The following is a 25,118-nucleotide window of genomic DNA, read 5'->3' on the forward strand; positions in this document are numbered from 1 at the left end:
AGCGACAGGCGCCGCCGCGCGAGGGGAAAGCGTCAGGGCTCGGTGACCACGGCATCGGTCGCCCGCGCGAGCTCGAGCTCGCCGGTCAGTGTCAGCGCCTCATTCGCCACGCCATAGGGAACGTGCACACCGGCCACGTGATCCACTGCGCCGGTGAGGTGGCCGTCCTGGTCGTCGAAGAACAAGTGCGGGCGCATCACCTCAAGCACTCGCGCCTTTTCGATGCCTCCCAGGAAGAACGCGTCGTTGACCGTGACGCCCCAGCTGCGCAGCGACTGGACCGCGCGCTCGTGGGCGGGGGCGGCCCGAGCGGTGACCAGCGCGATGCGCAGGCGCGGCTCGTACTCGGGCTCGGACGCCTGGCGCTCCTGCTCCAGCCGCTGGATGCGGTTGAGGTCCTCGACCAGGGGCTTGAGGAGGCCCGGGGTGTGCGCCACGTCGCGCTTGGCAACCTCGTTGGCCACAAAGCCGTCGATGCCTTCGGCCTGAAAGATGCGCTCGGACTCGTCGGTCGCGAGCACCGCATCAAAGTCGAAGGCAATACGTAGTGAGCGGTCTGACTCATCGTAAGCCGCGGTGGTCGGGCGCACGTGACCGGCGGGGTAGCCCGCGCGCACCGCCGTGAGGACGTCGTCGCGGTTCTGCGTGAGGAACAGGCTCATGTCGAGGGCCGGGATGTAGTCCAGCGGCGCGCCGCCCTGCGTGAAAAACGCGCGCGTCACCGTGAGCCCGTGGTGTTCGACGGAGCGCATGACCCTCAGCCCCGTCGACGAGTCGTTGCGCGACAAGATGATGACCTCCACCAGGGGGTCCTCGGGACGCAGGTCATTGAGCGACAGCAGGCGCTGGATGAAGGGGAACGCGGGGCCCGGCTCAAGCGGCGAGTCGACGTTGTCGTCCTGATAGCGCGCGTAGGCCGCCTCGCCGTGCGCCCGGAAGTACGCGTCCGATTCGGTGAGGTCGAACAGCGCCGAGGACGCCACCCCGACCACGAGTCGATCGGATAGGTCGTACGCGGGCATGTGACTCCTCGGATGGTGCGGGAAGACGACGTTACCCCACCCAGATGACGGCCGCGTGTCGGGCCTGGTCAGACACCGGGAAGGGTCGCCACCACCTTGCCGCGGGTGTGTCCTTCAGCCATGCGCGCCCACGCCGCGGGGACCTCATCCCCGGCAACGACCTCGGCCACACACGGGTCGAACGTGCCCGCGGCGACGCGCCCGAGCAGGTCCTCCAACATGACGGCAAGGTCCCGCACGGCCCGGTCGTCGCCATGGGCGTGGGCCGCTCCCAGCGCCACCTCGTGAAGGGAGGGTGCGGCGGTGAAGGGCGCCACGGCATCGGCCGAGGCCCGCCCCGCGATCGAGACCACCCCGCCGCCGTGACGCACCGCGGCCACGAGCGCCGAGGCGCTGGCTGCACTCACGGCATCCACCACGCCGTCGACCCCGTCACCGCCGGTGAGGTCGCGCGCGGCAGACACGACATCCTGCTGCCGGTAGTCGATGCACGCGTCGGCACCGAGCGCCGTCAGGTACGCGTGGTTCTCCGCCGATGCCACCGCCAGCACCCGCGCGCCGGCCGCCTTCGCGAGCTGGACGGCGAAGCTACCCACGCCGCCGGCACCGGCGCTGATGAGCACCGTGTCCCCGGCCGCGACATGCAGGCGTCGGTGAATGGCCTGGTAAGCGGTCATGCCGGCGCACGGAAGCGCGGCGGCGGCTTCGAAGTTCACGCCGTCGGGGATGTGCGCGAGCGCGCGGGCGTCGACCACGGCGAACTCGGCGAGCGCACCCGGCCTGCGCAGGTCGCCGTGGAAGGCCACGCGGTCTCCCACAGCCACGCCCGTGACGCCCTCGCCCACGGCATCGACCACGCCGGCGCCGTCGAGGCCCAACACGTGCGGGTAGGACCAGTTCGGGTTCCCGCCGCGCATGGTCTGGATGTCGACGGGGTTGAGGCCGCACGCACGGATGCGGACCCGCACCTCACCCGCCTGCGGCGCCGGCTCCGGGAGCGTGTCGGGGTGAGCGGCCATGGGTGAGCCGGGAGCGTCGATCACAAGTGCGTGCATGCCAGCCATTATTGCGGCTCAGTCCTGGCGTGCGGCCTGCGCCGCGGCGGCCAGCAGGCGGAGGTCCTCGGGGTCCGTCAAGGCGGCCGATGCGCGGGTTTCGGCCCGTACGGAGGCGTGGGTAAGCAGCTCTCGCGTCGGGGCATCCGCGCCGCGCATGAGGTGGCCGATCACCCGCTGGATCCTGAGGCCCACCTCGATCTGCGCCGCTCCATCGCGGGCGATGGGACGGAAGGCATCCTCGAGCAGGTCTGCGAGCGCGGGCGCGGGGACGTGCACGTGGAGGTACTCGGGCTCGTCGGTGTCCGGCTGCCCGTCCGCGGCCAGCATCTCGCTGACCACGCGGTCGATGGCGTTGAGCACCTCGATCGCCGTTCCGGGGTCGTTGACCGCCGGGGACAGGGCTCGGCTCGCGATCTCCGCAAGCGCGATGAGCCCCAGGCGCGGGTCCTGCTCAAACGTCCGGTGTGACTCGACGATGAAGGCGCGGCACGCCGCCTCCTGATCGGCGTCGTCCAGAGCGCGGCCGCGGACCACGTAGGCCAGCGGCTCTCCCCTGCCCACCTCCGCCCCAGGCACCGTGACGACGTGCACGGTCGCGTCGCGCTCGACAGCGAACTCCTCGAGGTCCTTCATGGCCAGGCCCGTGACGACCCCCGCCCGGCGTGCCACCACGGCGTGCGCCGCGCGCGGAATCTCGGCGGGCGCCACCCCACCCAGGTGGGGGTTTGCGGCGAAGGTGCGTGCAGCATCGGCCGCCGCCTGTTCGACCCTGTCGATGATGTCCGGCACCCGGCCGAACGTGGTGAGGTGAGCGATCCACCGCAGCAACGTGATCGCTACCAAGGCGATCACGGCGAGCGTGCCGAGGAACAGGATGGAGCGCGCCTGGTCCGTGAAGCGGTCAGTCGACAACGCGACGATCCCGACAATGGCGAACACGAAGGTGCCCAGGAACGTCGACAGCGCGTTTTGCGACGTGGTGTCCGCGATCAGCAGCTGCGTGGCTCGCGGGGTGGTCTGCGACGCCACGGAGCCGAATGCCGTGATCATCGCGGTCAGCGAGAACGTCGTGACCGCGAGCATGGACGTCGCGAGGATCTGGAGGATGTTCTGGACGGCGTCCTCGCCCAACTTGAGGTCGGCGGGCAGCGATGGGCCCAGCGCGGCGGCGGCGAGCACCAGGATGATCGCGGCGACCGTAAATACCGTGGCGCGGAACCAAATCTGGCGCGTAAGGCGGGCCAAGAACGTGCGCCAATGCATGAGGTGCCTCCCGGGTCTGCGACGGTGCCTCATGCCATTGTGCCTGGTGCGGGCGCGACGCACGCGCGCCATGATGGAGCCATGACCGATCTCTTGGCCGCGGCGATCGACGCCACCGTCAATCCCGTCGCCGCACCGACCAGCACGCACGACGGCTGGATCAGCGACCCCGAGATCGCCGACACTTCGCTGGTCGAGGCCACGGGCCGTGGCTGGGACGCGTGGGTCGCGATCATCGACGCAGGCCCCGCCGCGGGCAAGGATCACACCGCGATCGCCGACTGGGTCAAAGCCGAGACCGACATCGTCAGCTGGTGGTGGGCACAGGCCGTCACCGTGGGCTACGAACGCATCACGGGCCTGCGTTTACCAGGCCAGATGAAGGACGGCACATTCACGGTGTCGCGCACGCGGACGCTCTCCGTTGACGTTCCGAGTGCGCGGGAGGTCTTCGAGGATGAGGCGCGGCTCGCGGCCTCGACCCTTGGACTGACGTTGGCCCGCTCCTCCAAGCCCGGCGTCAAGACGCCGCGCTTTTTGGCGGCCGATGCCACACTCACCCCTCTCGGCCACGTCACCTTCACCGCGGACCCGTCGAAGTCGGGGGCGAAGCTCACCGTGACGCATGAGAAGCTCCCCACGGCCCAGGCGGCCGAGGCGTGGAAGGCCTACTGGGCGGAGTGGATCTCGCGGCTGTGACAGGGTGGGGCGCATGAAGATCCTGCTCATCGGCTCCGGACATGTCGGCTCCGCGGCGCATGCCGCGCTTGCTCCCCACCACGACGTGGTGGTCGCCAGCCGCAGCACCTCTCCGGCCGTCGACATCACGGATCCCGCCTCGATCCAGGCGCTGTTCGAGTCGGTCGGCACCGTCGACGCCGTCGTCACCACCGCCGGCAAGGTGCCCTTCAAGCCGCTCACAGACCTCGTTGCTGACGACTATGCGAGCGGGATCGCGGGCAAGGTGCTGAGCCAGATCGACGTCGTGCGTATCGGCCTGCCGTTCGTGTCCGACGGCGGCTCCTTCACGGTGACGAGCGGCGTGCTCGCGCGCGAGCCCATCCGCACCGGCGCGGCCGCATCCATGGCGAACGGCGCCCTCGAGACCTGGGTGATGGCGGCAGCGCCCGAGATGCCACGGGGTGTGCGGCTCAACGCCGTGAGCCCCTCGGTGCTCAAGTCCTCGCCCCAGCACCACCAGGCCTTCGCGGGCTTCCCGCCCGTGAGCGATGCGGCCGTGGGCCAGGCCTACCGCCGCGCGGTCGAAGGCATCCAGACGGGGCGCACGCACCTGGTCGACTGAGGGGGCCGGCTCAGCTCCACCTGAGCGGCACGCGACGCTCGCGGCGTGCGGGCGACGGCGCCACCTCGCGGCTCCACGCGAGCGCTCGCTCGCGCCTCCAGGCGCGCCAGCGCGCGACGAACCCCTGCCAGCCGGACATGCTGGTCGGCTCCACGAAAATCCCCCCTTGGCGGACATACGCCGCAAGTGCATACAGCAGTGAATGCAATTCCCGCAGGCGACGTTACCGCAGGCACCGGCGCCCCGCAATGGACACGCGGACGTAATCTGGCCGCGTGAGCACGACTACCCCGGCGGCGACCACACCCGAGCAGCGCACGGTTCTGTGGATCGCCATCCTCGCGAGCTTCGTCAGTTTCCTCGACGGCACGGTGGTGAACGTCGCGCTGCCCGCCATCGTGGACGACCTTGGCGGTGGCATCACCACCCAGCAGTGGACGGTGGACGCGTACCTGATCACCCTCGGCGCACTCATGCTCGTCGCCGGATCGATCTCGGATACCTACGGCCGCCTTCGCGTGATCCGTTGGGGACTCATCGGTTTCGGTGTCACCTCGGTCGCCATCGCCCTGGCCCCCACCGCGCCGTTCCTCATCGTCGCCCGCCTCCTCCAGGGCGTCGCCGGCGCGCTCCTGGTGCCCAGTTCCCTCGCGCTGATCATGGCCAACTTCCGCGGCCGCGCGCAGGGCAAGGCGATCGGCATCTGGACGGCCGCGACGAGCGGCGCGATGGTCGCAGGCCCGGTCATCGGCGGCCTGCTGATCGACCTCGCGAACTGGCGCTGGGTGTTCCTCATCAACGTGGCGCCGATCGCTCTCACCCTGTGGCTCCTCACCCGCCTGAGCCAGCGCGACCTGCGCCTCCCGGACGCGCACATCGACATGATCTCCGCCGCCCTCGGCGCGATCGGCCTGGGCGGCATGGTCTACGCCCTCATCGAGGAACCCACGCTCGGCTGGGACCACCCGCAGATCTGGCTCACCGGGGCGGTCGGCGTCGCGGCCTTCGTCGCCTTCGTGTGGCGCCAGGCGGTCGTCAAGCGGCCCATGCTCCCGCTGAGTTTGTTCCGCGCCCGCAACTTCGCGTGGGGGAACCTCGCGACCTTCATGGTCTACGGGGCGCTGTCTCTCAACGGATTTGTCCTTACCGTCTATCTGCAGGAGAGCGCCGGGCTGAGCGCGACCGCGGCGGGGCTCGCGAGCCTCCCCATCACGGTGATCATGATCCTGCTCAGCTCTCAGGTGGGTTCGCTCGCGGGACGCCTGGGACCGCGCCTGTTCATGACCGCCGGTCCACTCATGATGGCCGCGGGCTCGCTCCTGATGCTCACCGTGAGCGACGACTTCTCCTACTGGACGCAGGTGCTGCCAGGGATTGTGCTGTTTGGCCTGGGCCTCACGGTCACGGTGTCGCCCCTGACGTCCGCGATCCTCGGCGCGATCGAGACCGAGCGCTCCGGCATCGCGAGCGCCACGAACAACGCCATCAGCCGTGTGGCGGGCCTCGTGACGATTGCTCTGGTCGGCGCCATCGTGGGCGGCGCGTTGGACCTCGACGGCTTCCACCGGGCGATGTGGGCGACTGCGATCCTCATGGCACTGGGCGGGATCGTCTCGTGGCTCGGCATTCGCAATCCCGTTGCCCCCGACGAGGACTGAACGACCGCAGGGGCGCCCGTGGGCATAGTCTGGAGCCATGAGTCATGGACCGGTCTACGTCTACTCCCAGAAGTCCACGCTGCTCGCGTATGTGCTGTGGTTCTTCTTCGGCTTGCTGGGCATCCAGCACTTCTACCTCGGCAAGATCGGCCGCGGCATCCTCTACCTCTTGACCGCTGGTGTCTTTGGCATTGGCTGGATCGTCGACCTGTTCACGCTTCCCGCCCAGACCCGCGCGGTGAACGCGCAGCGGGCCGTCGGCATCCGCTAACCGAGAGGTATCCCGTATGTGCTCCCCCATCGCCTGCTCCGACTGCGGCAAGACCACCTGGACCGGCTGCGGACTGCACATTGAGCAGGCGCTCGCCGGCGTCAGCGAGGACAACCGCTGCACCTGTGAGCGCTGAGCCCGCGCGCACTGAGGTGGCACGCCCCGTGCGCGTGGTCGCCGACCACGAGATCCCTGATCGGGCGCCCTTTCGCATCACGCCCGGCGACCGCGTCACCGTGGGCGAGCAGGACACCGAGTGGCCCGCCTTCGTGATGGTCATGAGCCTCACCGGCGAGGGCTGGGTGCCCTCGCGACACCTTTCGGTCGACCGCCCCATCGCGACCGTGACCACCGCGTATGACACGCAGGAGCTTCCCGCGAGCGCCGGCGACGTGCTCGCGCTGCTCGCCGACGACCCCGAGTCAGGCTGGGCGTGGTGCCGCGACGACGCCGGCCGCGAGGGCTGGGTGCCGCACCGGGCGCTGCAAGTCCGCTAGGACGCACCCAGGTGCATCAGGGCGCCATGCGCGTCCACCAGGGCGCAGCGCGGGAACCCGCGGCGCGCCTAGAGCGGCTCCACTCCCCACGCGGCCTTCTCCTCGGCGGTGTACATCGCGGTCCACGCCTCGAACTCGCCGCCGTGCGCCTCGGCCACCTGGTGGCCCCGGTCGATGGCCTCGCGCAGCAGCCCCGGCACCAACGCTCCACGGAACGTCGCCACGATGGTCCATTCGGGGACGTCGTGGCTGGGTTCGCACAGCTCACGCCACACCCCGCTGGCCCGCAGCTCCTCGGACGCGGCCTCGGCGCTCGCCTGGCGAGAGAACGTCAAGGAAACCTCGAGCTCGCGGGCGGCTGTGGCATCGGCCCCGCGCCCCAGAAAGATCTCCAACTGCTCCTGATCGTCGGCGAACAGGTCGTACGGCTCCACCCTCTTGGGGCGGCGCGAGAAGAGTCCCATGGCCACACGCTAGCCGGTCGGGGTCCCGGATCCGGCCGGACCGTCGATCCCGTCGCGCACCCAGCCGCCCTCGTCGCGGACCACGTTGACCGCGAGCGGCAGCTGGTGAGAGGCGCTTTCGAGGATGTGCATCAGGTAGCCCGCAGTGTTGACGAAGGCCGCGATGTCGCCGCGCGCCACCCCGTCGGGGAAAAGTAGACGGCGGCGCAGCAGCAGCTCCTCCTCGACGCAGTAGGCGCCCACCAGGAAGCCCTCGAGCGCGGGACTGGGAGGGCCAGCATCGGCCGGGCGCACCCAGCGGGGGTCCACCATGAAATCGGCCGATGTGGAGCGCACCTGCGTGCGGTTCATGTGAAGGCCCACGAGCCCGATCCCGTCGCTGCTGGCCTTGCGAAACGCCACGGACGCGAGCGTCATCCCGCACCCGTCGAGCAGCGAGCGACCCGGCTCCACGCGGAGCTCAAGGTCGCGCGAGGCGATCTCCTCAGCGACCGTGGTGCCCTCGGGCGTGTGCGATCGCAGCACGTCGCGCAGCCATGCGCCGCGGACGTGGCGCTGCCAGTACGGGTAGACCGAGGCGGACGGCCGCTCGGCGCACGGGTCCGTCATCCCCAGCCGGTCGCCGCGCCAGGTCAGGGTGCCATGCGCGTCGGTGTCGAGACGCTCCCAGAAAGCCCGCCACTGGGCACGGTCGTCGAGATAGGACATCGGCACGCCGCCACCCATGTCGATGAAGGCGATGGGGTGTCCGGACTCGCGCAGGTGGTCCGTCCACGCGAGGGCCTCGCGCAGCATCACCGCGCGCTCGGCGGCGCTGTAGCCGTTGAGGTGGAAGTGGATGCCCTCGAGGCGCACCGATGCCGGCAGCCCTTCGAGCGCGCGGTCCCACGCGCTGGGCGTCAGCCCGAAGCGTGTGGGCGGGATACGAGAATCGGCCGATGCCATACGCGGCGCCACTCGCGCCGTCACTCCCGTATGGCTCGCCACGGCAACGATGTCCGCGAGCTCGTCGGCATTGTCGACGCTCACGAGTGCGCCGGCCGTGACGGCCTCGCTGAGGAGTGCACCGGACTTCACGGCGGCTGTGACGATGAGGCGGCTCGCGGCGGCCCCCAGATCCAGGCACTGGCGCAGCTCTGCCAGGGAGGACACGTCGATACCGAGCCCGGCGGCAGCGGCCTGCTTCACCACGGCGTGGGTTTTGTTCGCCTTGCGGGCGACGTAGACGCCTAGCCTCACGCCCTCGTCGCTCGCGGCGTCGGTGAGCTCCGCGGAGTTGCGCGCAAGAGGCGCGAGGTTCAGCACGTTCACGGGCGATCCGTGCTCGCGAATGAGTGCCGCGCACTGTGCGGGATCGGCGAGGAGGTCCTCCATCCACGGCTCGGTGCGGCCCGTCAGGGGCGAGGCGCCCTCGACGTGCGGGGCCTGGTTAGCCATGCGCCACCACCGCCTCGGGCCGCGCCGCGTCGTCCGTCAGCGCCCACTCGCGCACCAACGCGAGCGCCCACCGCCGCGAGTCGTCATGCAGGTGGCGCTGCAGCGAATCGTGGCCGATGACCGGGTCCTCGGTGGGGCGGCCCAGCGCCGCGAGCCCGATACTGACCGAGCCGTCCGCCCGCAGGCATGCGCCGTCGAGCGCCGTGAGGACGCCGCGCTCCCCCGCCCGCACCGTGACCTCGCCCGCATCGACCAAGCCATCCCATGGCGCACGATCCGTCGCGATGGCCGTGGCCAATTCCAGCGGCTCGTCGAGCACTCCGGGTCCGCGGGTGAAGGCGTCGATGAGGACCTCGTCGGACGCGGTGTCGGGTCCCGCCGCGGCGGGCGCCACGACCCTGAGCAGCCCCGCGGCGCGCAGCGCCATCAGGCGTTCGTGGGTGACAAGAGGCGGCCCGAACGCCCACCGTTCGAGCGCGGCGGCGCGGGCGCGCCACCGGGCCCAGGTGCCACATTCGCGCGGGCCGCGTTCAAGCGAACGCACCACGTCGGCGTAGCCCGCGGCCCAGGCGCGCCCCCACCACCAGGCCGGGTCCGCGTCCACGTCGCCGCGCGCCCGCGCGGCATCGCGCGCCCACCGTGCGGCCGGGTCGATGCCGTCGGCACGCACCGCGCCGCGCTCCGTCGCCTGCTCGAGCCGCTCCCACAGCTCGTCGTGAGTGACACGCACGCCGGCCTCGAGGGCCGCGGCGACCGCGGCATCGGCCAGCACGTCCCACCACGCGTCGTCTGGCACGGCGTCGGGAAGCCAGCGCCCGGTGCGGGCACGGACGGCCGCGGTCACGGAGGTGGGGACACGCTCGGGCTTGGGCAGCATGGGCTCGCCCGAGCGCGAGACGAGCGTGATCCGTGCGGGCTCGTCGCCGCTCGGCACGTAATGCAGGTCAGCACCGTCACCGACCCAGGCGCCGCCGCGGCCCGCGGTGAGGTCGAGCACCACGTCGAAGGCGGTGAGCGCCGCGCCGTGAACCGTCACGCGCGATCCGGGAGGCGGGCCGGTCATCGGCGACGCGATCGCCGCATGGTCGAGCCCCGCGCCTCCCGCGTGCCCCGTGGCGAGCAGTACGCGAGGGGCGCGGTACAACGCCAAGGCGTTCACGGCATCGGCCGCCTCGCAGACGCATAGGGGACCCTCGCGGCGGACGTGGGTGACCGTCGCGGGCACGTGGGTCACATTCAGCCACGGAGACTGCGCGAGACACTCGAACGCCCACGCGAGGTAGCCTCCGGCGAGGGCCCGCGGCGGGAACGTGTCCGTCGAGCCTTCCCGCTCCTGCCACTGGGCAAGCGTGAGGGGCACCGACGGGCAAGTCGCGTCGACGATCCGGTGGTGCACGTTCATCATGAGGTGGTCGGGCTGGCTGGGCTCCCACACCGCGCCCGCTCCGGGAGTGCCGGGTTCGACGACGGTGACACGGAGCGGTGCGCGCGGATCCGGGGCCTGATCCGCGAGAGCCTCCTCGAGATCCGCGAGCGCGTACAGGGCCCGCGGGCCGCCGCCCACGACGATGAGATCGGGGGTGGCGTGGTGCGCGTGCCTCATCGGCGACCACCGAAGGGGTTGGCCTCGTCGAGGTCCATGAGGGCCGCGGCGCCGCCCTCGATTTCGCGCTCGACCCAGCCGTCGTCGTACACCGTCGGCAGGTACGCCCCGCCGCCATCGTGGACCAGCATCGCGACGCTCTCCCCGGCGCGCATGCCCTCGAGGTCGTGCCCGATGGCCGCGACGATCGCGCCCGTCGAGGCACCGGTCAGCATGCCCTCGCGGCGCGCCAGCAGGCGGCAGCCGCGAATCATGTCGGCCTCGCTGACGCGGTGCACGGCATGGGGGTGAGCGTCGCGGGAAAGGACGGTCTCGAACCCGGCGCCGAGCCCGGGGAGCTTGCGATCTGCCACAGCGCCGCCGAACAGCGCGGAGCCCGCTGCGTCCACCCCGATGAACCGCGTGTGCCAGCCGTGCTCCTCGATGGCTCGCTGGCAACCGAGGATCGTGCCGGTGGTGCTCATGGCGACGTAGAGGCGGTCGGGGGCGGCGCCGAGCGACGCGACGAGCTCGGGCATGGTGGTGCTCGCATGAGCCTCGGGGTTCGCTCCGTTGCCGTACTGATGTGTCGTGACGGCGCCGGGCAGGGACTCGAGCAGCTCCTGCACTCGCTCCACGCGGGCCCGCAGCCGATTGCCGTCGGCAGGGGTCTCGACGCGCTCGACGCGGGCGCCGAAGGCGCTCATCGTGGCGACGGCCGCCTGGTTGGCGCGCTCGTCGACCACCGCAACAAACGTGTAGCCACGCAGCGAGCACTGGCGGGCCAGCGACATCCCCAAGTTGCCGGACGTGGACTCGACGACGGCGCCGCCGGGGCGAAGATCTCCCGCGCGCTCGAGGTCGTCGAGCAAGAACCTCGCGGTGCGTTCCTTGGTGCTGCCGGAGATCTGCAGCTGATCGAGCTTGGCGTACAGGCCGATGGCGCTGTCGGGAAAGAGCCGCGCGAGCCGCGTCATGGGCGTGGGCAGGTAGCCATCGTGGACGGTCAGTCCTGGCATGGCGTCGGTTCGGGATTCGTGGTGCGTCGTCGTCACAGTGTGCCTCCCTTGGTGTCGACCAAGGCGGGCACGGAGCGCCGCCTGGGTCCGCGGCGCGGTGGCGCCGTTGACGTGGAGACCAACCGGAGAATGCCCTCACACATTCCTCAGATTGGTGCCGCAGCAAGGCGCCCGGCCTTGATAGCGTCGTCTCACTCGACGACGTGGGAGGTGCGGTGAGCAAGACCGCGATCGACACGGAACCGCAGGCTTTTGGCGTGCATTCCGAGGTAGGACGGCTGCAGACCGTCCTGGTGTGCTCCCCCGGGCTCGCCCACAATCGGCTGACGCCCTCCAATGCCGAGGCGCTGCTGTTCGACGACGTCATGTGGGTCGAGAACGCGCGCCGCGACCACGCCGACTTCGTCACCCTCATGGAGGGGCGCGACATCGAGGTGCTCGAGCTCACCGCGCTGCTCACCGACACGCTAGATATCCCCCAGGCCCGCGCGTGGCTACTGGACCGCAAGATCACGCCGAACGAGGTGGGCGTGTCGCTGGTCGACGACGTGCGGGCGTTCCTCGACTCCCTGCCGTCGGCTGACCTCGCCCGCTACGTGCTGGGCGGGCTGTCCACCGCGGACCTTCCTCGGGACTTCGCTCCCCCGGCGGTGGAACTGGTGCGTGAGGAGTCCGGCATGCGCGACTACCTCATGCCGCCGCTTCCCAACACGCTGTACACCCGCGACACGACCTCATGGATCTACGGAGGCGTCACGCTCAACCCCCTGTACTGGGAGGCGCGCCACGCCGAGACGCTCGTGATGAAGTGCGTCTACACGTTCCATCCGTCGTTTGCCGGACAGGTCACCACCTGGTGGGGCGACCCGGAGATCCCGCATGGCCTCGCGACGCTCGAGGGCGGCGACGTCATGCCCGTGGGGCGCGGCGTGGTGGTGGTCGGGATGTCCGAGCGCTCCAGCCGCCAGGCGATCACGCAACTCGCGACGGAACTCTTTGCGGCCGGGGCCGCCACCCGGGTGATTGTGGCCAAGATGCCCAAGCTGCGCGCCGCCATGCACCTCGACACCGTGTTTACCCTGGCAGATAGGGATGTCGCGACGGTCTTCCCCGCGATCGTCGACGACATCGAGACGTTCTCGATCTACGAGGCTCCCCTGCCCCTGGGGCTCGATGTGCGCCGGGAGGCCAAACCCTTCGTCGAGGTGGTCGCCCATGCGATGGGCCTCGACGAACTCCGGGTGATCGAGACCGGCGGCGATCGCTACGCCGCCGAGCGCCAGCAATGGGACGACGCCAATAACGTGCTGGCCCTCGAGCCGGGCGTGGTGGTCGCGTATGACCGCAACACGCACACCAATGAGCGCCTGCGCCGGGCGGGCATCGAGGTCCTGGAGATTGTGGGCGCGGAGTTGGGCCGCGGGCGCGGCGGCGCGCACTGCATGACGCAGCCACTCAGGCGGGATGCCTAGGTCCGACCACCGGAATAGCCTGGTCGCACCATGACCGGAGTGCTGCAGCGTGCCCGCGACCGGCTCTACGAGCCCCCGCCGCCGCGCCGCCGTGCGCCCGGAATCCTCGAGCCGAGCTTCTCCGCCGTGGGCCTCGTCGTCGCCCTGTGGTTCTTCTCCATCTCCCTCACGCCGTCGCTGCTGCCGCGCGAGGGGTGGGTGCAGGGCATCGAGTCCGGCGTGGCCGCCATCGTGGGATACGGACTGGGCGCGGGTGCCTACGCGATCGCCCGGTTCCTCACCGTGCCCGCGGCGCGTGGGCGGTGGCGCGCCATCCTGCTCGTCGGCGCACTGGGGCTGATCGCCCTCCAGTCCGGATTCGCCATCTGGGCCTATGTGGGCTGGCAGAACGCCACCCGGCTCGACTTCGGCATGGAGCCGCTGTCTCCGCTGGTGTGGCCCGCGATTGTCCTCGTGGGGACGGCAACGGCCGCGATCCTCCTGATCGTGGCCCGCACCGTCCGCACCCTCTTTCGCAAGGCCGACGACCTCGTGGACCGGTTCCTGCCGCGCCGCCTCGCGGTCGCCTCGGTGGGCATCATCCTCACCGCACTGATGTGGTGGGTCGCCTCGGGCGCGTTCGTGAACGCCTTCTTCACCTTCTCCAACTGGACCTTTTCGGGCCAAGACCTGCAGACCAATCCCGACTCGAGCCGCCCGGTGGACCCAGCAAAGTCGGGTTCGCCGGCATCGGCCGTCCAATGGGAAGAGCTGGGCCGTCAGGGCCGGTCCTTCGTGTCGACTGGGCCGACGGCGGCGGACATCGACGAGGCTGGCCCGGGCGGCGCGATCGAACCCATCCGCGCGTACGTGGGGCTGCGCAGCGCCGAGACCCTCCAGGAACGTGCGGACCTGCTCCTGGAAGAGCTGGTCCGGACCGGCGCGTTCGACCGCGAGGTGATGGTGGTCGCCACCACGACGGGCACGGGATACCTGGACCCCCACGGCGTCGACTCCCTCGAGTACCTCTTCAACGGGGACACCGCCATCGCGGGCGCGCAGTACTCGTACCTGCCCAGCTGGATCTCGCTGCTCGCGGACCAGGCGGAGGTCGAGGAAACCAGCCGCGTGGTCTTTCGCACCATTCACGACTACTGGGCCGAGCTTCCCGATGCGGCGCGCCCGCGTCTGTACCTCAACGGGCTGTCGCTCGGCACCACCGGGGTCGAGGCGGTGCTGTCGAGCGTGGACATCCTCAACGAGCCCATCGACGGCGCACTCATGACCGGTCCGCCGTTCCTCAACGAGATGCACTACGAGATCACCAGGGCGCGCGACGAGGGCTCGACGGCGGCGTTGCCGGTGCTCAACGAGGGCCGCACGGTGCGCTTCGCCGACGAGTCTGGCATTGCCCCTGGCAACACCGCAGTGTGGGGAACCACCCGCCTGCTGTATCTGCAGCACGGTTCCGACCCCGTGGTGTGGTTCAACCAGCACCTGGCCTTCGAGGAGCCCGCTTGGCTGCGCGATGGCGAACGCGCGCCCGACGTCTCCGACGAGATGGCCTGGTACCCGCTGGTCACCATGTGGCAGGTCCTGCTCGACATGCCCGCCGCCGGATCCGTCCCCGAGGGGTTTGGTCACCTCTACACGCCCACGGCCAACCTGCGGGCGTGGGCGGCCGTCACGAATGCGGAGATGGCCGATGCCGACCTCTCCTCTCTTGCCACTCACCTTGAGGAGCGGGCCGATGCCGCACAGGCGGCCCTGGAGACTCACCCCTCGTAGGGCCTGGGAAGGGTCACAATCCGGTCACAGCCCGGGCAAAGTCACATACATCTCTGTATCCTTTTGCGAGGCGGGTGCTGCCGCGCGGTCCACGCCATCGAGACCGCGCGAGGCACCCGCTTCTGCCGGGTCGCGACGGCGAGCTGAGGGAGTCGTCGCGACCCGGCTTTTTGCGCCCGTGAGGAATTACGCAATATCGCAACATCGTAATTGCTTTTTACACGTCACCCCCGCTAGTCTCCGGATCAGGCTCGCTCCCCGAGCACGCCCGCGCGCCGATGCGCCACCCCTTCACCTGATCGATGGAGTCCCCGTGAGACACCTGAGCACACGCCTGCGCCCCGCCGCATGGCTTGCTGCACTCCTCTTGTCCCTGCTCACCGCATCCGTACTGGTTGCCGCGCCCGCGAATGCGATGGGAGCGCCCACCGGATCCCTCACGTGGGGCGTCAAGTCCTCATGGCGGTCGTACGTGACGATGTTCGGCGGGTCCATCGAGGGCTCCGGCGGCGCGACCGTCACCGACGGCGTGGCGGCCTTCCCCCTGGCTGCGGCCGACCTCGACGAGGACGGCGTGGGCACCGTGCAATACTCGGGCGCCGTGTCGTACACCGTGCCGAGCCACGGCATCGACATCACCCTCACCGACCCAGCCGTGGCTGTCGGCGCCGCAGGCGACGCCGTGATCACGGTCGCGGCCGCAACACAGGAGGGCGACCAGGGCCGCGTGACCCTCGCCTCGATCGATGAGTGGGTCACCACGGAGGCCGACGGCACACTGACCGGAACTGACCTCGCCACCACCGGAGCCGCCGGAGCGGCCACGGTCTTTGGCCGCTACGACGGCGAGGCGTTCGACCACGTCACCCTGGCCTACCCCGCGCCTGTCGCGGCGGAGCCCGAGCCCGTCACGCCGACCGTCACCGTGTCAAAGACCACCGACCTTGACGGCGAGGGCGAGACCGTCACCGTTACCGGCGTCGGGTTCCTGCCTGCCACCGACGGTTCCACCACCGGCACGCGTCCCCCGCTCGCCGGAAAGTTCACCGGCATCTACGTCACGTTCGGCAAGTACGCCGACACGTGGCAGCCGTCCACCGGCGCGGCGTCCTCCCTCCGCGTCAACAACGACACCCGCTGGGCCGTCCCCGCGGACTCGATGGCCACCATCGGTGGCGTCTCCGCCGGCGCCGTTGAGCTCCGCGCCGACGGCACCTTCACCACCACCCTCGACGCCAGCGATTTTGCGCCCGGGGCCGACGGCACCTACGGCGTCTACACCTATCCCGGCGGCGGCGCGAAGTATGCCCCCTTCGAGACCGCGACTCCCGTGACGTTTGCCGAGCCCGAGCCGGAGCCCGTCGACCCGCGCGTGACGGTTGCGCCGGAGGCGAACGTCGAGCCGGGCGCGACGGTGACGGTCTCCGCGACCCTGCCCGCGTTCGTCGACGGCACACCCACCTCTGTCTATGTGATGTGGTGCGCCGAAGGCGACGCGCCCGTCGGGACTGCCGAGGGGCGTCTCACGGGCGACGCTTGCGACGCGTCACAGCAGCAGTTCCTGTCCTCCGTGTCGCAGTACGGCGGGGCCGTGCCTGCGACCGGGACTGTGACGGGCGACGTGTGGGAGTTCACCACCACCCTCACGGCGCCGGATGCGTTTGGCGCGCACGTGTGCGCCGCTTCCGCGGACGCCACCGACGCGTGTGGCGTCTTCCTTCGCCCGGCACACACGTTCCCGGGCAACTACTCACTCGACCAGTTCCACCCGGTGACCTTCGCGACCCCCGCGCTGGCTCAGCCCGTAGTGACCGTCGCGCCATCGACGAACCTCGCCGGCGACGGCGACACCGTGACGGTCACCGGATCCGGCTTCCTGCCTGCGGCCGACGGCACCACCACCATGGCTCCGTACTACCCCGCACCCCTGGCGGGCAGCTTCTCGGGCGCCTACGTCGCGTTCGGCAAGTTCGCCGACACGTGGAAGCCGTCGGAAGGCGCGGGCCGCACCGCGCGCGACACAGCCGACGTGTACTGGGGTATCTCCCGCGAGACCTATGACGCCCTGGCCGACACCACCGGTTACCTGCCCATCGAGGCCGACGGCACATTTAGCGTCGACCTCGAGGTATCGGACTACGCGCCCGATGCCGCCGGCAACTACGGCGTCTACACCTACCCCGGCGGCGGCGTCACCTACCCCCTCTTCGAGACCGCCACGGCCGTGAGCTTCGCGACCGACGAGCCGGTCGACCCGACTGATCCGGTCGACCCGGTCGACCCGGTCGACCCGACCGAGCCCGAGACCCCCGTCGAGCCCACGAGCGGCGACCTGGTCTGGGGCATCGACCAGGAGTTCATCTCCTACGTCACCGGGCCCATCGCGGCCGGCAGCGTGTCGGTCAGCGGCGGCGCCCAGAAGTCCGGCGCGCTGGTGACCTTCAAGGCCGCGGGCGGCGACTCCGACCTCACCACGGGTACCGGCACGGCAAAGTTCACCGGCTCGGTGCGCTTCACTGGCCACCACGGCGCGCTCGACATCACGCTGAAGGACCCGCAGATCACTCTGACGTCCTCGACGCGGGCTCAGCTCACCGTCGTGGTCGGCGGCACGCGCATCGCGTTCGCCGATCTCAACCTGGGCGCATCCCCCCGGACAGCCGGTAGCGGCTCGGTGACGCTCACCACGGTGCCCGCCACCCTGACCGAGGCAGGGTCCGCGGTGCTGACCTACGACGCGGGGACAGCGCTCGACCCGGTGAAGGTGACACTCGGCGCGTCCAAGCCGGCCTCGGGCGGCGGCGACGGGTCCGGCAACGGTACTGGCAATGGTTCCGGCAACGGCTCGACCGGCAGCTCCGGTTCCGCGGGCGGATCGACGGGAGGATCAACCGGCAGCAACGGCAGCACCACCACTCCTGTCACGGTCACGGATGAGCCCGATACCTCCACCGCGGTCGTCGGACGCCTCACCTGGGGCATCAGCTCCGGCTTCCGCAACTACGTGACCGGCCCCATCGCACAGGGACAGATCTCTGTCAGCGGTGCGAGCTCCAATGGCTCGACCTTCACGTTCCTGCAGACCGGCGGCAACGCCGACGCTGAACAGGGCTCGGGCTCCGCGTCCTATGGCGGCTCGGTCACCTTCACCGGTCACCACGGTGCGCTGAGCTACACCTTTGCCAACCCGCAGGTGCGTCTCACCTCGCCCACCCGCGCGGTGCTCAGTGTGTCGGTCAACGGCTCGCGCATGGACTTCGCGAACCTCGGCCTCGCCTTCGGCACCCGTACCGAGCTCGACGGCGCCGTCCGGTATGCCGGCGTTCCCGCATCCCTCACGGCCGCGGGGGCCGCCGTCCTCACCGGACCCGGCGGTCAAAGCCTCGGTGTCGACCCCGTGACGGTGACGTTCGGTACGGACGCCGCCACGGCATCGGCCGGCGGTACGCGAGTGGTCCAGACGGCCGCTGTCACCGAGGAGACCGACGAGATCCCCGCAACTCCCCCTGCCACCGAGGGCATAGAGCTGGACGACGACACCCTCGCGGCGCTGCTCGCGGGCGAGGTCGTCACGATCTCCGTGCCCGGATTCGAGGCCAACGAGCAGGGCATCCGCGTGGTGATCTACTCGACGCCCACGCTGCTGGCCGAGGTAAGCGCCGACGCCAACGGCGTCGCCATGTGGACCGGCTCCCTTCCGGCGTCGCTGACAGGCGAACACACGCTCACCTTCCAGGGCTCGCAGGACGTCGGCATCGTGCTCGACATCCCCGCAGCGACCGAGGGCATGTGTGTGGCCGATGCGTCACTTGCCTGGGGTTTCAAGGAGTCCTTCCGTTCATACATCGAGTCGACCATCGCGAACGGCGAATGGACGCTCGACGGTGTGAGCGAGGAGGGCGGGATCTTCACGTTCGGCGACGGAGAGGCCGTGATCGACCCGGCCGACACCACCGGCACTGTGTCGTGGACGGGCTCCATCGAGTTCACGGGCCACGACGGCGCGCTCGACACCACGATCGCGAACCCGGTCATCGAGCTCTCGGCGGACGGCGCCTACCTGCTGCTCGACGTCTCGGGCGAGACGCAGGATGGGTCGGAGGTGTCGCAGACGGGGATCCGGTTCGCCGAACTCGACCTCGCCGCCGCGAAGGTCACGACCGAGGGTGACGTCGTCACCATCGCGGCGCTGCCCGCGACGCTCACCGACGCGGGCTCCGAGGCCTTCGGCACCTACCCCGCGGGCGAGGCGCTCGACTCGCTCTCGGTGGCACTGACGTCCGAGGACGGCTGCATCGCGGCCCTCGCCGGTGGCACCACCACCGCGGCCGAGGAGCCCGAGGAGCAGCCGTCTGCGGAATCGTCGTCCGAGGCCGCTGTGGAGACCGAGGCCCAGGCTCCCGTCGAGGAGTCCTCGAACGCCTGGGTGTGGGCCGTCGCGGCCCTCGCCGTGCTCGCGGCGGCGGGTGCGGCAGTGGTGACGGTGCGCCGCCGCAGCTAACTCACAGACTCACGAGGGGCGGTCGACGGGACATCGGCCGCCCCTCGTGCTGTGTGCGCATCGAGTCAACCTGTCCCCGCGTCACGAAGTGACGGTGATGTGGACGACACGCCGGCCCGACGCGGTAGCGACACAGCGTGTCGGCCAGATGACCGTCACTTCGTCACGTGCACCGGCGCGGTCGCGGGTCGCAGAGGCCGGGTGCGGACGCCACGACGGCGGGAACAAGGACGGGCGCGAGGGCGAGCGCGGGGACTGATGCGGGCCTGAACGAGCGCCCGGGCGCTAGCGGCGCGGGAGGACCAGCGGTGTGCCGTCGGGGCCGTCGAGCACGTGTACCGGGAGACCGTAGACGCGCTCGATGAGCGCGGATGTGAGCACGTCGGCGGGAGACCCGAGCGCGGCGAGACGGCCGCGCTCCATCACGGCAACGTGGTCGGCGTAGGCCGCGGCCAGCGACAGGTCGTGCAGCACCACGGCCACCGCGACGCCATCGTGCGCGAGCGAGCGAGCCACCCGCAGCACATCCTCCTGATGCTTCAGGTCCAGGGCGGCGGTGGGCTCGTCGAGCAACACCGCACGGGTGCGCTGCGCGAGCACGCGTGCGAGGGACACCCTGGCGCGCTCACCGCCCGAGAGCGACGTGAACGTCCGCTCGGTGAGGTGCGCGACGTCGCACGTGGTGAGGGCCTGGGCAATCGCCTCCTCGTCGTCGTCGGCTTCGGGGTGCCCCTGCCACGGGGCGCGGCCCATCTCGACGACCTCCCAGACGCGGAACGGGAACGCCACCTGGTTGTCCTGCGCGAGAACCGCGCGGCGGCGCGCGAGATCGCCCGGGGTCCAGTCGCGGACGTCGCGATTGTCGAACGCGACGGCGCCCGACGAGGGCGCACGGTCGCCGGCGAGCACGCTCAGCAGCGTGGACTTGCCCGCCCCGTTGGGGCCCACCAGGGCCACGAGTTCGCCGTGTGCGACGTCGATCGAGACGTCCTCGACCAAGGTCGCGGGGCCAATGCTGACGCCCACGCGGTCGGCGTGGAACGCGGGAGGCAGGACGGGAGCCGGCGGCTCGGCCACGGCGCTGGCGGCCGCCGGCGCGTCCGGCTGCGGGGTGTGACTCATGCCCATCCTCCCTGCCGCGAGCGCGCGCGGCGCAAGAGGTAGAAGAAGAAGGGGCCGCCGATGAGCGACGTGAGCAAACCGATGGGGAGCTCAGCCCCCGTCACCGCCGTACGCGCGAACAGGTCGGCCCACACCAGCAGCACCGCGCCGCCCAGGAGGGACCCGGTCAGGAGCAATTTGTGCGCCGGTCCCAGCACCATGCGGACCGCGTGCGGGACCACGAGCCCCACAAAGGAGATGATGCCCGCAAACGCCACCGCGGCTCCCGTGAGCACCGCGACCAGGATGATCGAGACGATCCTGAGGCGCTCGACCCGCAGCCCCAGGTGCCCCGCCGTGCGCTCGCCCAGGGCGAGGAGGTCGTAGCGGCGAGCCAGCGCGAACGCGATGGCCGAGGACGCCACGGCAAACACCGCGACCACCGCCACCTCGTTCCACCGCGAGCCATTGAGCGACCCGAGCTGCCAGAACACAATCTGCTCACGCGCGGCGGAGTCGCCCACGAAGATCACCAGCGCAAGGCCCGCCCCTGCGAAGGCATTGACGGCGATGCCGGTCAGCAGCAGCGTGACGACCTCGGTGCGGCCGCCGGCCCGTGCCATGACGTACACGAGCAGCGTGGCGCCCACTCCCCCGATGAATGCCATGGACGCGGTGCCGACCACCCCGGCGAGCACGCCGCCGGAGACGATGCCGAGCGCGGCTCCCAGCGCCGCGCCCGAGGACACGCCGACCACGCCGGGTTCAGCCAGCGGGTTGCCGAAGACCGCCTGCATGACGGCGCCCGCGACCGCGAGTGCGGCACCGACCAGCAGGCTCATGGCGACGCGTGGAAAGCGGATCTGCCACAGCGCCTCGTAGGTGATCTCGGATGCGGGCGCCCAGGGCGTGTCGATTCCGATGCCGCGCAGCAGCGCGCCGATGACCTCGGTCACTGAGACCGTGAGTTGCCCCACGCCGGCGGATGCGATGACGCCCGCCACCAGCAGCACGGCGAGCGCGCCGAAGAGCAGCCCGGAGCGCAGGCGTCGCCTGGACACGGACGCCCGCTCGGATGCCCTCCCGGGCACCTCGACGGGCGCCTCCATCGCGCTCGCCATCAGGACTCCGGGGCGTACACGGCGCGCGCGAGCGCGTTGAGGATGGCGGCCGAGCGCGGCCCAAAGGCGAGCAATTCACTGTCGGCCATATCGACGATGCGCCGGTGCTGCCCGGCGGACGTCAGGGCGATCGCGGGCTTGGCGTCGAGCAGCCCGTCCACTCCCCCGACCGATTCGATCCCATGTGTCATCACAAGGATGACCTCCGGGTCGGCGGCCAGCATCGCCTCGTCCGTCAGCGGCTTCATGCCGTCCAGGCCGATCTCGGCGGCGACATCCACGCCGGAGAGACCCGCGACCAGGTCATCGGCTCCGGATTCCTCGCCAAACATGTAATAGATGCCGGAGGCGCCGCGCAGGTACAGCATCATGACCCGCAGTCCCTGCTCGGGCGCCACGGCAGCGATCTCGGCGCGAGTCACGGCAACCTGGTCAGCGATCTGCGCGGCGAGGTCCTCGCCGGCCTCGGCCACGCCGAGCGCCGCCGAGACCTGACGCGCCAGCTCGCCGGCGCCGTCGAACGAGGACTCGTTCTCCACGATCACCACCGGCACGCCGGCGTCGGCGATCTGTTGAATCGAATCCGTGGGACCGATGGACCCGTCGGTGATGACGAGCGTCGGCTCGAGTTCCAGCACCGCCTCGGGGTCAATGGTGTGCGAGGAGCCCGTGACCACAGGCACGTCTTCCGTGCCGGGGAACTCCGCGGCCACGTCGCGGCCCACCAGCGAGTCGCCCTGTCCCAGCGCCCACAACGTCGCGGCGATGGAGCCCGACATGTCGAAGGCGACCACGCGCGACGTGTCGGAGACCTCCACGTCCAGGTCGCCGTCGCGCGTGTGCGAGGTCGCGACGACGGGCAACTGCGGTTCCGGCGCTGGGTCGAGGACCTCGACCGCGGCATCGACGATCGTGGCCGTCGAGGGGCCCTCGTATCCGTGTGGATCGGCGAGCAGGTTGAGGTCGGCCAGGGGTACGGCCGATGCCGTGGTCGGCTCCGCGGACGGCTCACCCGAGGCTGCAGACGCCGCACTCCCCGCGGTCGCTGCCGCCTGCGACGACGACTCCGCCTGGGGCGTCAGCGGCACACACGCGCTCAGCGCGAATGCCGCGAGCACCGCCGCGGCGCCCGCCCAGGCACCGCGACGCATGACGGTCAGAACGCCACGGGCGCGGGCTCGGCCTCGCCCAGCGCCTCGAAGATGGCGGCGTTGAAGTGGAATGCCCCCTTCGCCTCGGCCACGAGTGCCTGCTCTTGCTCGGGCGTGAACTGCAAACCGTCGAGCTGGTCTCGGTAGGCGCGTTTGTAGCGCACCGGCGAGTCGATCGCCTCGAAGCGGTAGAACGCGAGCTGGTCCGCGGTGGCGCCGTAGTGGCGGCCCACGAGCGCGGCGATCGCCTGACCACCCGAGAGGTCACCCAGATAGCGGGTGTAGTGGTGCGCGAGGTAGCGCGCCACATCCTGAGGCGCGATCGCGAGAAGGTGGTCCACGTATGCCTGCGTGGCGGGGTGCGCGGGGTGCGCGCTTTCCCAATCGGCGGCGCCCAGGTGAGCGAGGTCGGAGTCGATCGACGCGAAGCGCGGCAGGGCCGGGTCGGCAAGGAACGCGGGGTCGCCAGGTTGCGGCGCGCGGGCCTCGAGCGCCCGGTACACGTACGCGTACTGGGCGAGGTAGCGCGTGTAGGCCGCGAGGTCCAGCTCGCCTCCCATCAGTCGCGTGATGAACGAGCGGTTCTCGGTGTCCTTGTGCTCCACGGCGGTCGCGTCGCGCAGTCGCGCGGCGAGGCCCGGGGCATCCTCAGCAGTGGTCATGCGAGGACCCTACCAATTACGCAAGGGTTGTGTCACACAATTTCTCGACCGGGGGCCGGGCGAACCCACCCAGCCACGGCATCGGCCATCTGTTGGACACATTCCCCCACGTAGAATGTCCGGATGTTGCACCATGCGCCCCTCCTCATGACCATGGCCGTGGGCCTGGTGCTCGCCTTCATCCTGGGCTTCGGCGCACAGAAACTGCGCCTGTCCCCCATCGTCGGATACCTCGCCGCAGGACTGATGATCGGCGAGAGCACTCCGGGATGGGTCGGCGACACCGACGTCGCCTACGAGCTGTCCGAGATCGGCGTCATCCTGCTGATGTTCGGCGTGGGGCTGCACTTCTCCATCAAGGACCTGCTGGCCGTCAAGAAGGTCGCCCTCCCCGGCGCCATCCTGCAGATGACCGTCGCGACCGCGCTGGGCACGGGCGTGGGCCTATGGCTGGACTGGTCGCTCGGCGCGGCATTGCTGTTCGGCCTCGCCCTCTCGGTCGCCTCGACCGTCGTCATGCTGCGCGGGCTCGAGGATAAGCAGCTGCTCGACACCCGCGCGGGCCATATCGCGGTGGGCTGGCTCATTGTCGAGGACCTTGCGATGGTCATCGCGCTCGTGGTCATCCCCGTCCTCGCGGCCGGTGACGGCGGCCCCGGCGCGATTGCGGGAGAGCTCGCGTGGACCATCGTCCGGGTCGGCATCTTCGTGGCCCTCATGCTGGTGGTGGGCAAGCGAGTCATCCCGTGGGCACTCGCCAAGGTCGCGGACACGGGCTCGCGCGAGCTCTTCACCCTGTCGATCTTGGCGATCGCCATGGGCGTCGCGGTGGGCGCCGCCTACCTCTTCGAGGTGTCCTTCGCCCTCGGTGCCTTCTTCGCGGGCATGATCATGCGCGAATCCGACCTGTCCCACCGCGCCGCCGAGGACTCCCTACCGCTGCGGGACACCTTCTCCGTGTTGTTCTTCGTCTCCGTCGGCATGCTGGTCGACTGGCGCGTGGTCATCGAGGCTCCGCTCGCGCTGCTGGTGACCACCCTCGTCATCGTGGTGGGCAAGTCCGCCGTGGCCTTCGCGCTGGTCCGCGCGCTGCGGTACTCGCGGCGCATGTCGCTCGTGGTCGCTGCCGCGCTCGCGCAGATCGGTGAGTTCTCGTTCATCCTCGTCACCCTGGGTGGGGATCTGGAGATCCTGTCGCAAAACGCCCAGGACCTGGTGCTCGGCGCCGCGATCCTGTCGATCATCATCAACCCGATCCTGTTCGCGTGGGCCAGCCGCTGGTACCGCGACGGCGCGGGCGAGGCGGAGTCCGATGAGACGGCCGATGCCGTAGTCACCTATGAGGGCGCCGAACACGTCATCTTAGTGGGCTTTGGACGCGTGGGCACCCGCGCCGCCATGCACCTGTGGCAGGCCGACGTGCCCACCGTGGTCATCGACGACGACGAGAACAAGGTCAAGGCGCTGCGCGAGGACGGACGCGAGGCGATCCTCGGCTCGGCGGTGCGCTCCAAGGTGCTGCGCGCGGCGGGCCTCGATGTCGCGACGACCGTGGTGATCGCCATCCCCGATCCCCTCAACGCCGGCGCGATCACCGCGAAGATCAAGCGCATGGCACCCGCCGTGCGCGTGATCACCCGCGGCCACAACGACACGGATGTCGCGTACCTGACCGAGCTGGGCGCCGACCGCGTGATCGTCGGCGTGCACGAGGTCGCGGATCTGATGGCGACGGATGTGCTCACCGAGCCGGAAGACGCCTCCTAGCT

21 protein-coding genes are annotated in these 25,118 nt (G+C 70.4%); 9 read left to right on the forward strand and 12 right to left on the reverse strand.

The window, feature by feature from the left end; translation table 11 throughout:
* Positions 1-32 precede the first annotated feature (32 nt).
* The 3 genes from B7K20_RS12140 to B7K20_RS12150 form a co-directional block, all read right to left on the reverse strand.
* A complete protein-coding gene (locus B7K20_RS12140) occupies positions 33-1,022 on the reverse strand; it encodes a 5'-nucleotidase (protein WP_084102791.1) in 990 nt (329 codons plus the stop codon).
* 68 nt (positions 1,023-1,090) lie between these two features.
* On the reverse strand, positions 1,091-2,077 hold the full coding sequence (locus tag B7K20_RS12145; RefSeq protein WP_159449412.1) for a zinc-binding dehydrogenase: 987 nt from the start codon (positions 2,075-2,077) through the stop codon (positions 1,091-1,093).
* An 18-nt stretch (positions 2,078-2,095) separates the two neighbouring features.
* Entirely contained in the window at positions 2,096-3,343 is a 1,248-nt protein-coding gene (locus B7K20_RS12150; protein ID WP_144018676.1) for a DUF2254 domain-containing protein, read from the reverse strand.
* 81 nt (positions 3,344-3,424) lie between these two features.
* On the opposite strand from B7K20_RS12150, the gene B7K20_RS12155 reads away from it, so the two are divergent.
* Both B7K20_RS12155 and B7K20_RS12160 read left to right on the forward strand, forming a co-directional pair.
* Positions 3,425-4,042, forward strand: a complete 618-nt coding sequence (locus tag B7K20_RS12155; protein WP_084102793.1) for a hypothetical protein — start codon at positions 3,425-3,427, stop codon at positions 4,040-4,042.
* 13 nt (positions 4,043-4,055) lie between these two features.
* Positions 4,056-4,646: a short chain dehydrogenase gene (locus B7K20_RS12160; protein ID WP_084102794.1), complete on the forward strand. Its 591-nt coding sequence runs from the start codon at positions 4,056-4,058 to the stop codon at positions 4,644-4,646.
* 10 nt (positions 4,647-4,656) lie between these two features.
* Here the strand turns inward: B7K20_RS12160 and B7K20_RS13370 are convergent, their stop codons facing one another.
* A complete protein-coding gene (locus B7K20_RS13370) occupies positions 4,657-4,785 on the reverse strand; it encodes a hypothetical protein (RefSeq protein WP_255372770.1) in 129 nt (42 codons plus the stop codon).
* A gap of 136 nt (positions 4,786-4,921) precedes the next feature.
* Here B7K20_RS13370 and B7K20_RS12165 point away from each other — a divergent pair, with 136 nt between their 5' ends.
* The 3 genes from B7K20_RS12165 (at position 4,922) to B7K20_RS12175 (ending at position 7,072) form a co-directional block, all read left to right on the forward strand.
* Positions 4,922-6,304, forward strand: a complete 1,383-nt coding sequence (locus B7K20_RS12165) for an MFS transporter (protein WP_084102795.1) — start codon at positions 4,922-4,924, stop codon at positions 6,302-6,304.
* A gap of 37 nt (positions 6,305-6,341) precedes the next feature.
* Positions 6,342-6,575, forward strand: coding sequence for a TM2 domain-containing protein (locus tag B7K20_RS12170; protein WP_084102796.1), 234 nt, complete (start codon positions 6,342-6,344; stop codon positions 6,573-6,575).
* A 125-nt stretch (positions 6,576-6,700) separates the two neighbouring features.
* Positions 6,701-7,072, forward strand: a complete 372-nt coding sequence (locus B7K20_RS12175; protein ID WP_234985828.1) for an SH3 domain-containing protein — start codon at positions 6,701-6,703, stop codon at positions 7,070-7,072.
* Between the two features lie 68 nt (positions 7,073-7,140).
* On the opposite strand, the gene B7K20_RS12180 is transcribed toward B7K20_RS12175, so the two are convergent.
* The 4 genes from B7K20_RS12180 to B7K20_RS12195 are packed head-to-tail and all read right to left on the reverse strand — an operon-like array spanning position 7,141 to position 11,610.
* Complete coding sequence (locus tag B7K20_RS12180; RefSeq protein WP_144018677.1) at positions 7,141-7,536, reverse strand: ribonuclease E inhibitor RraB; 396 nt, start codon at positions 7,534-7,536, stop codon at positions 7,141-7,143.
* A 9-nt stretch (positions 7,537-7,545) separates the two neighbouring features.
* On the reverse strand, positions 7,546-8,973 hold the full coding sequence (locus B7K20_RS12185; protein ID WP_200809100.1) for a Y4yA family PLP-dependent enzyme: 1,428 nt from the start codon (positions 8,971-8,973) through the stop codon (positions 7,546-7,548).
* Positions 8,966-10,576: an FAD/NAD(P)-binding protein gene (locus B7K20_RS12190; protein WP_084102798.1), complete on the reverse strand. Its 1,611-nt coding sequence runs from the start codon at positions 10,574-10,576 to the stop codon at positions 8,966-8,968. The genes B7K20_RS12185 and B7K20_RS12190 overlap by 8 nt, the downstream gene beginning before the upstream one ends.
* The gene (locus B7K20_RS12195; RefSeq protein WP_144018678.1) at positions 10,573-11,610 is read right to left on the reverse strand and encodes a cysteine synthase family protein; all 1,038 of its coding nucleotides are present in this window, start codon (positions 11,608-11,610) and stop codon (positions 10,573-10,575) included. The genes B7K20_RS12190 and B7K20_RS12195 overlap by 4 nt, the downstream gene beginning before the upstream one ends.
* Before the next feature lie 179 nt (positions 11,611-11,789).
* Here B7K20_RS12195 and B7K20_RS12200 point away from each other — a divergent pair, with 179 nt between their 5' ends.
* From B7K20_RS12200 to B7K20_RS12210, 3 genes are all read left to right on the forward strand, one after another.
* On the forward strand, positions 11,790-13,046 hold the full coding sequence (locus tag B7K20_RS12200) for an arginine deiminase (protein WP_200809101.1): 1,257 nt from the start codon (positions 11,790-11,792) through the stop codon (positions 13,044-13,046).
* A gap of 30 nt (positions 13,047-13,076) precedes the next feature.
* On the forward strand, positions 13,077-14,813 hold the full coding sequence (locus tag B7K20_RS12205) for an alpha/beta-hydrolase family protein (RefSeq protein WP_084102799.1): 1,737 nt from the start codon (positions 13,077-13,079) through the stop codon (positions 14,811-14,813).
* A gap of 313 nt (positions 14,814-15,126) precedes the next feature.
* The gene (locus B7K20_RS12210; protein ID WP_159449413.1) at positions 15,127-19,314 is read left to right on the forward strand and encodes an HtaA domain-containing protein; all 4,188 of its coding nucleotides are present in this window, start codon (positions 15,127-15,129) and stop codon (positions 19,312-19,314) included.
* Positions 19,315-19,599: 285 nt separating this feature from the next.
* Here the strand turns inward: B7K20_RS12210 and B7K20_RS12215 are convergent, their stop codons facing one another.
* Genes B7K20_RS12215 through B7K20_RS12230 form a run of 4 tightly spaced genes read right to left on the reverse strand, consistent with a single transcriptional unit; the run spans position 19,600 to position 23,349 of the window.
* Positions 19,600-20,436 (reverse strand): heme ABC transporter ATP-binding protein, encoded by an 837-nt coding sequence (locus B7K20_RS12215; RefSeq protein WP_144018680.1) that lies wholly within the window; start codon positions 20,434-20,436, stop codon positions 19,600-19,602.
* Positions 20,433-21,536: an iron ABC transporter permease gene (locus B7K20_RS12220; RefSeq protein ID WP_144018681.1), complete on the reverse strand. Its 1,104-nt coding sequence runs from the start codon at positions 21,534-21,536 to the stop codon at positions 20,433-20,435. The genes B7K20_RS12215 and B7K20_RS12220 overlap by 4 nt, the downstream gene beginning before the upstream one ends.
* Positions 21,536-22,687: a hemin ABC transporter substrate-binding protein gene (locus B7K20_RS12225; RefSeq protein ID WP_084102802.1), complete on the reverse strand. Its 1,152-nt coding sequence runs from the start codon at positions 22,685-22,687 to the stop codon at positions 21,536-21,538. The genes B7K20_RS12220 and B7K20_RS12225 overlap by 1 nt, the downstream gene beginning before the upstream one ends.
* A 5-nt stretch (positions 22,688-22,692) precedes the next feature.
* Positions 22,693-23,349 carry a heme oxygenase (biliverdin-producing) gene (locus B7K20_RS12230; RefSeq protein ID WP_084102803.1) on the reverse strand — a complete coding sequence of 219 codons (657 nt, stop codon included), beginning with the start codon at positions 23,347-23,349 and terminating at the stop codon, positions 22,693-22,695.
* A 123-nt stretch (positions 23,350-23,472) separates the two neighbouring features.
* Here B7K20_RS12230 and ybaL point away from each other — a divergent pair, with 123 nt between their 5' ends.
* Complete coding sequence (gene ybaL, locus B7K20_RS12235; protein ID WP_084102804.1) at positions 23,473-25,116, forward strand: YbaL family putative K(+) efflux transporter; 1,644 nt, start codon at positions 23,473-23,475, stop codon at positions 25,114-25,116.
* Positions 25,117-25,118: the final 2 nt, after the last annotated feature.

This window comes from Demequina sp. NBRC 110051, from assembly GCF_002090055.1.
Classification (GTDB): Bacteria; Actinomycetota; Actinomycetes; order Actinomycetales; family Demequinaceae; genus Demequina.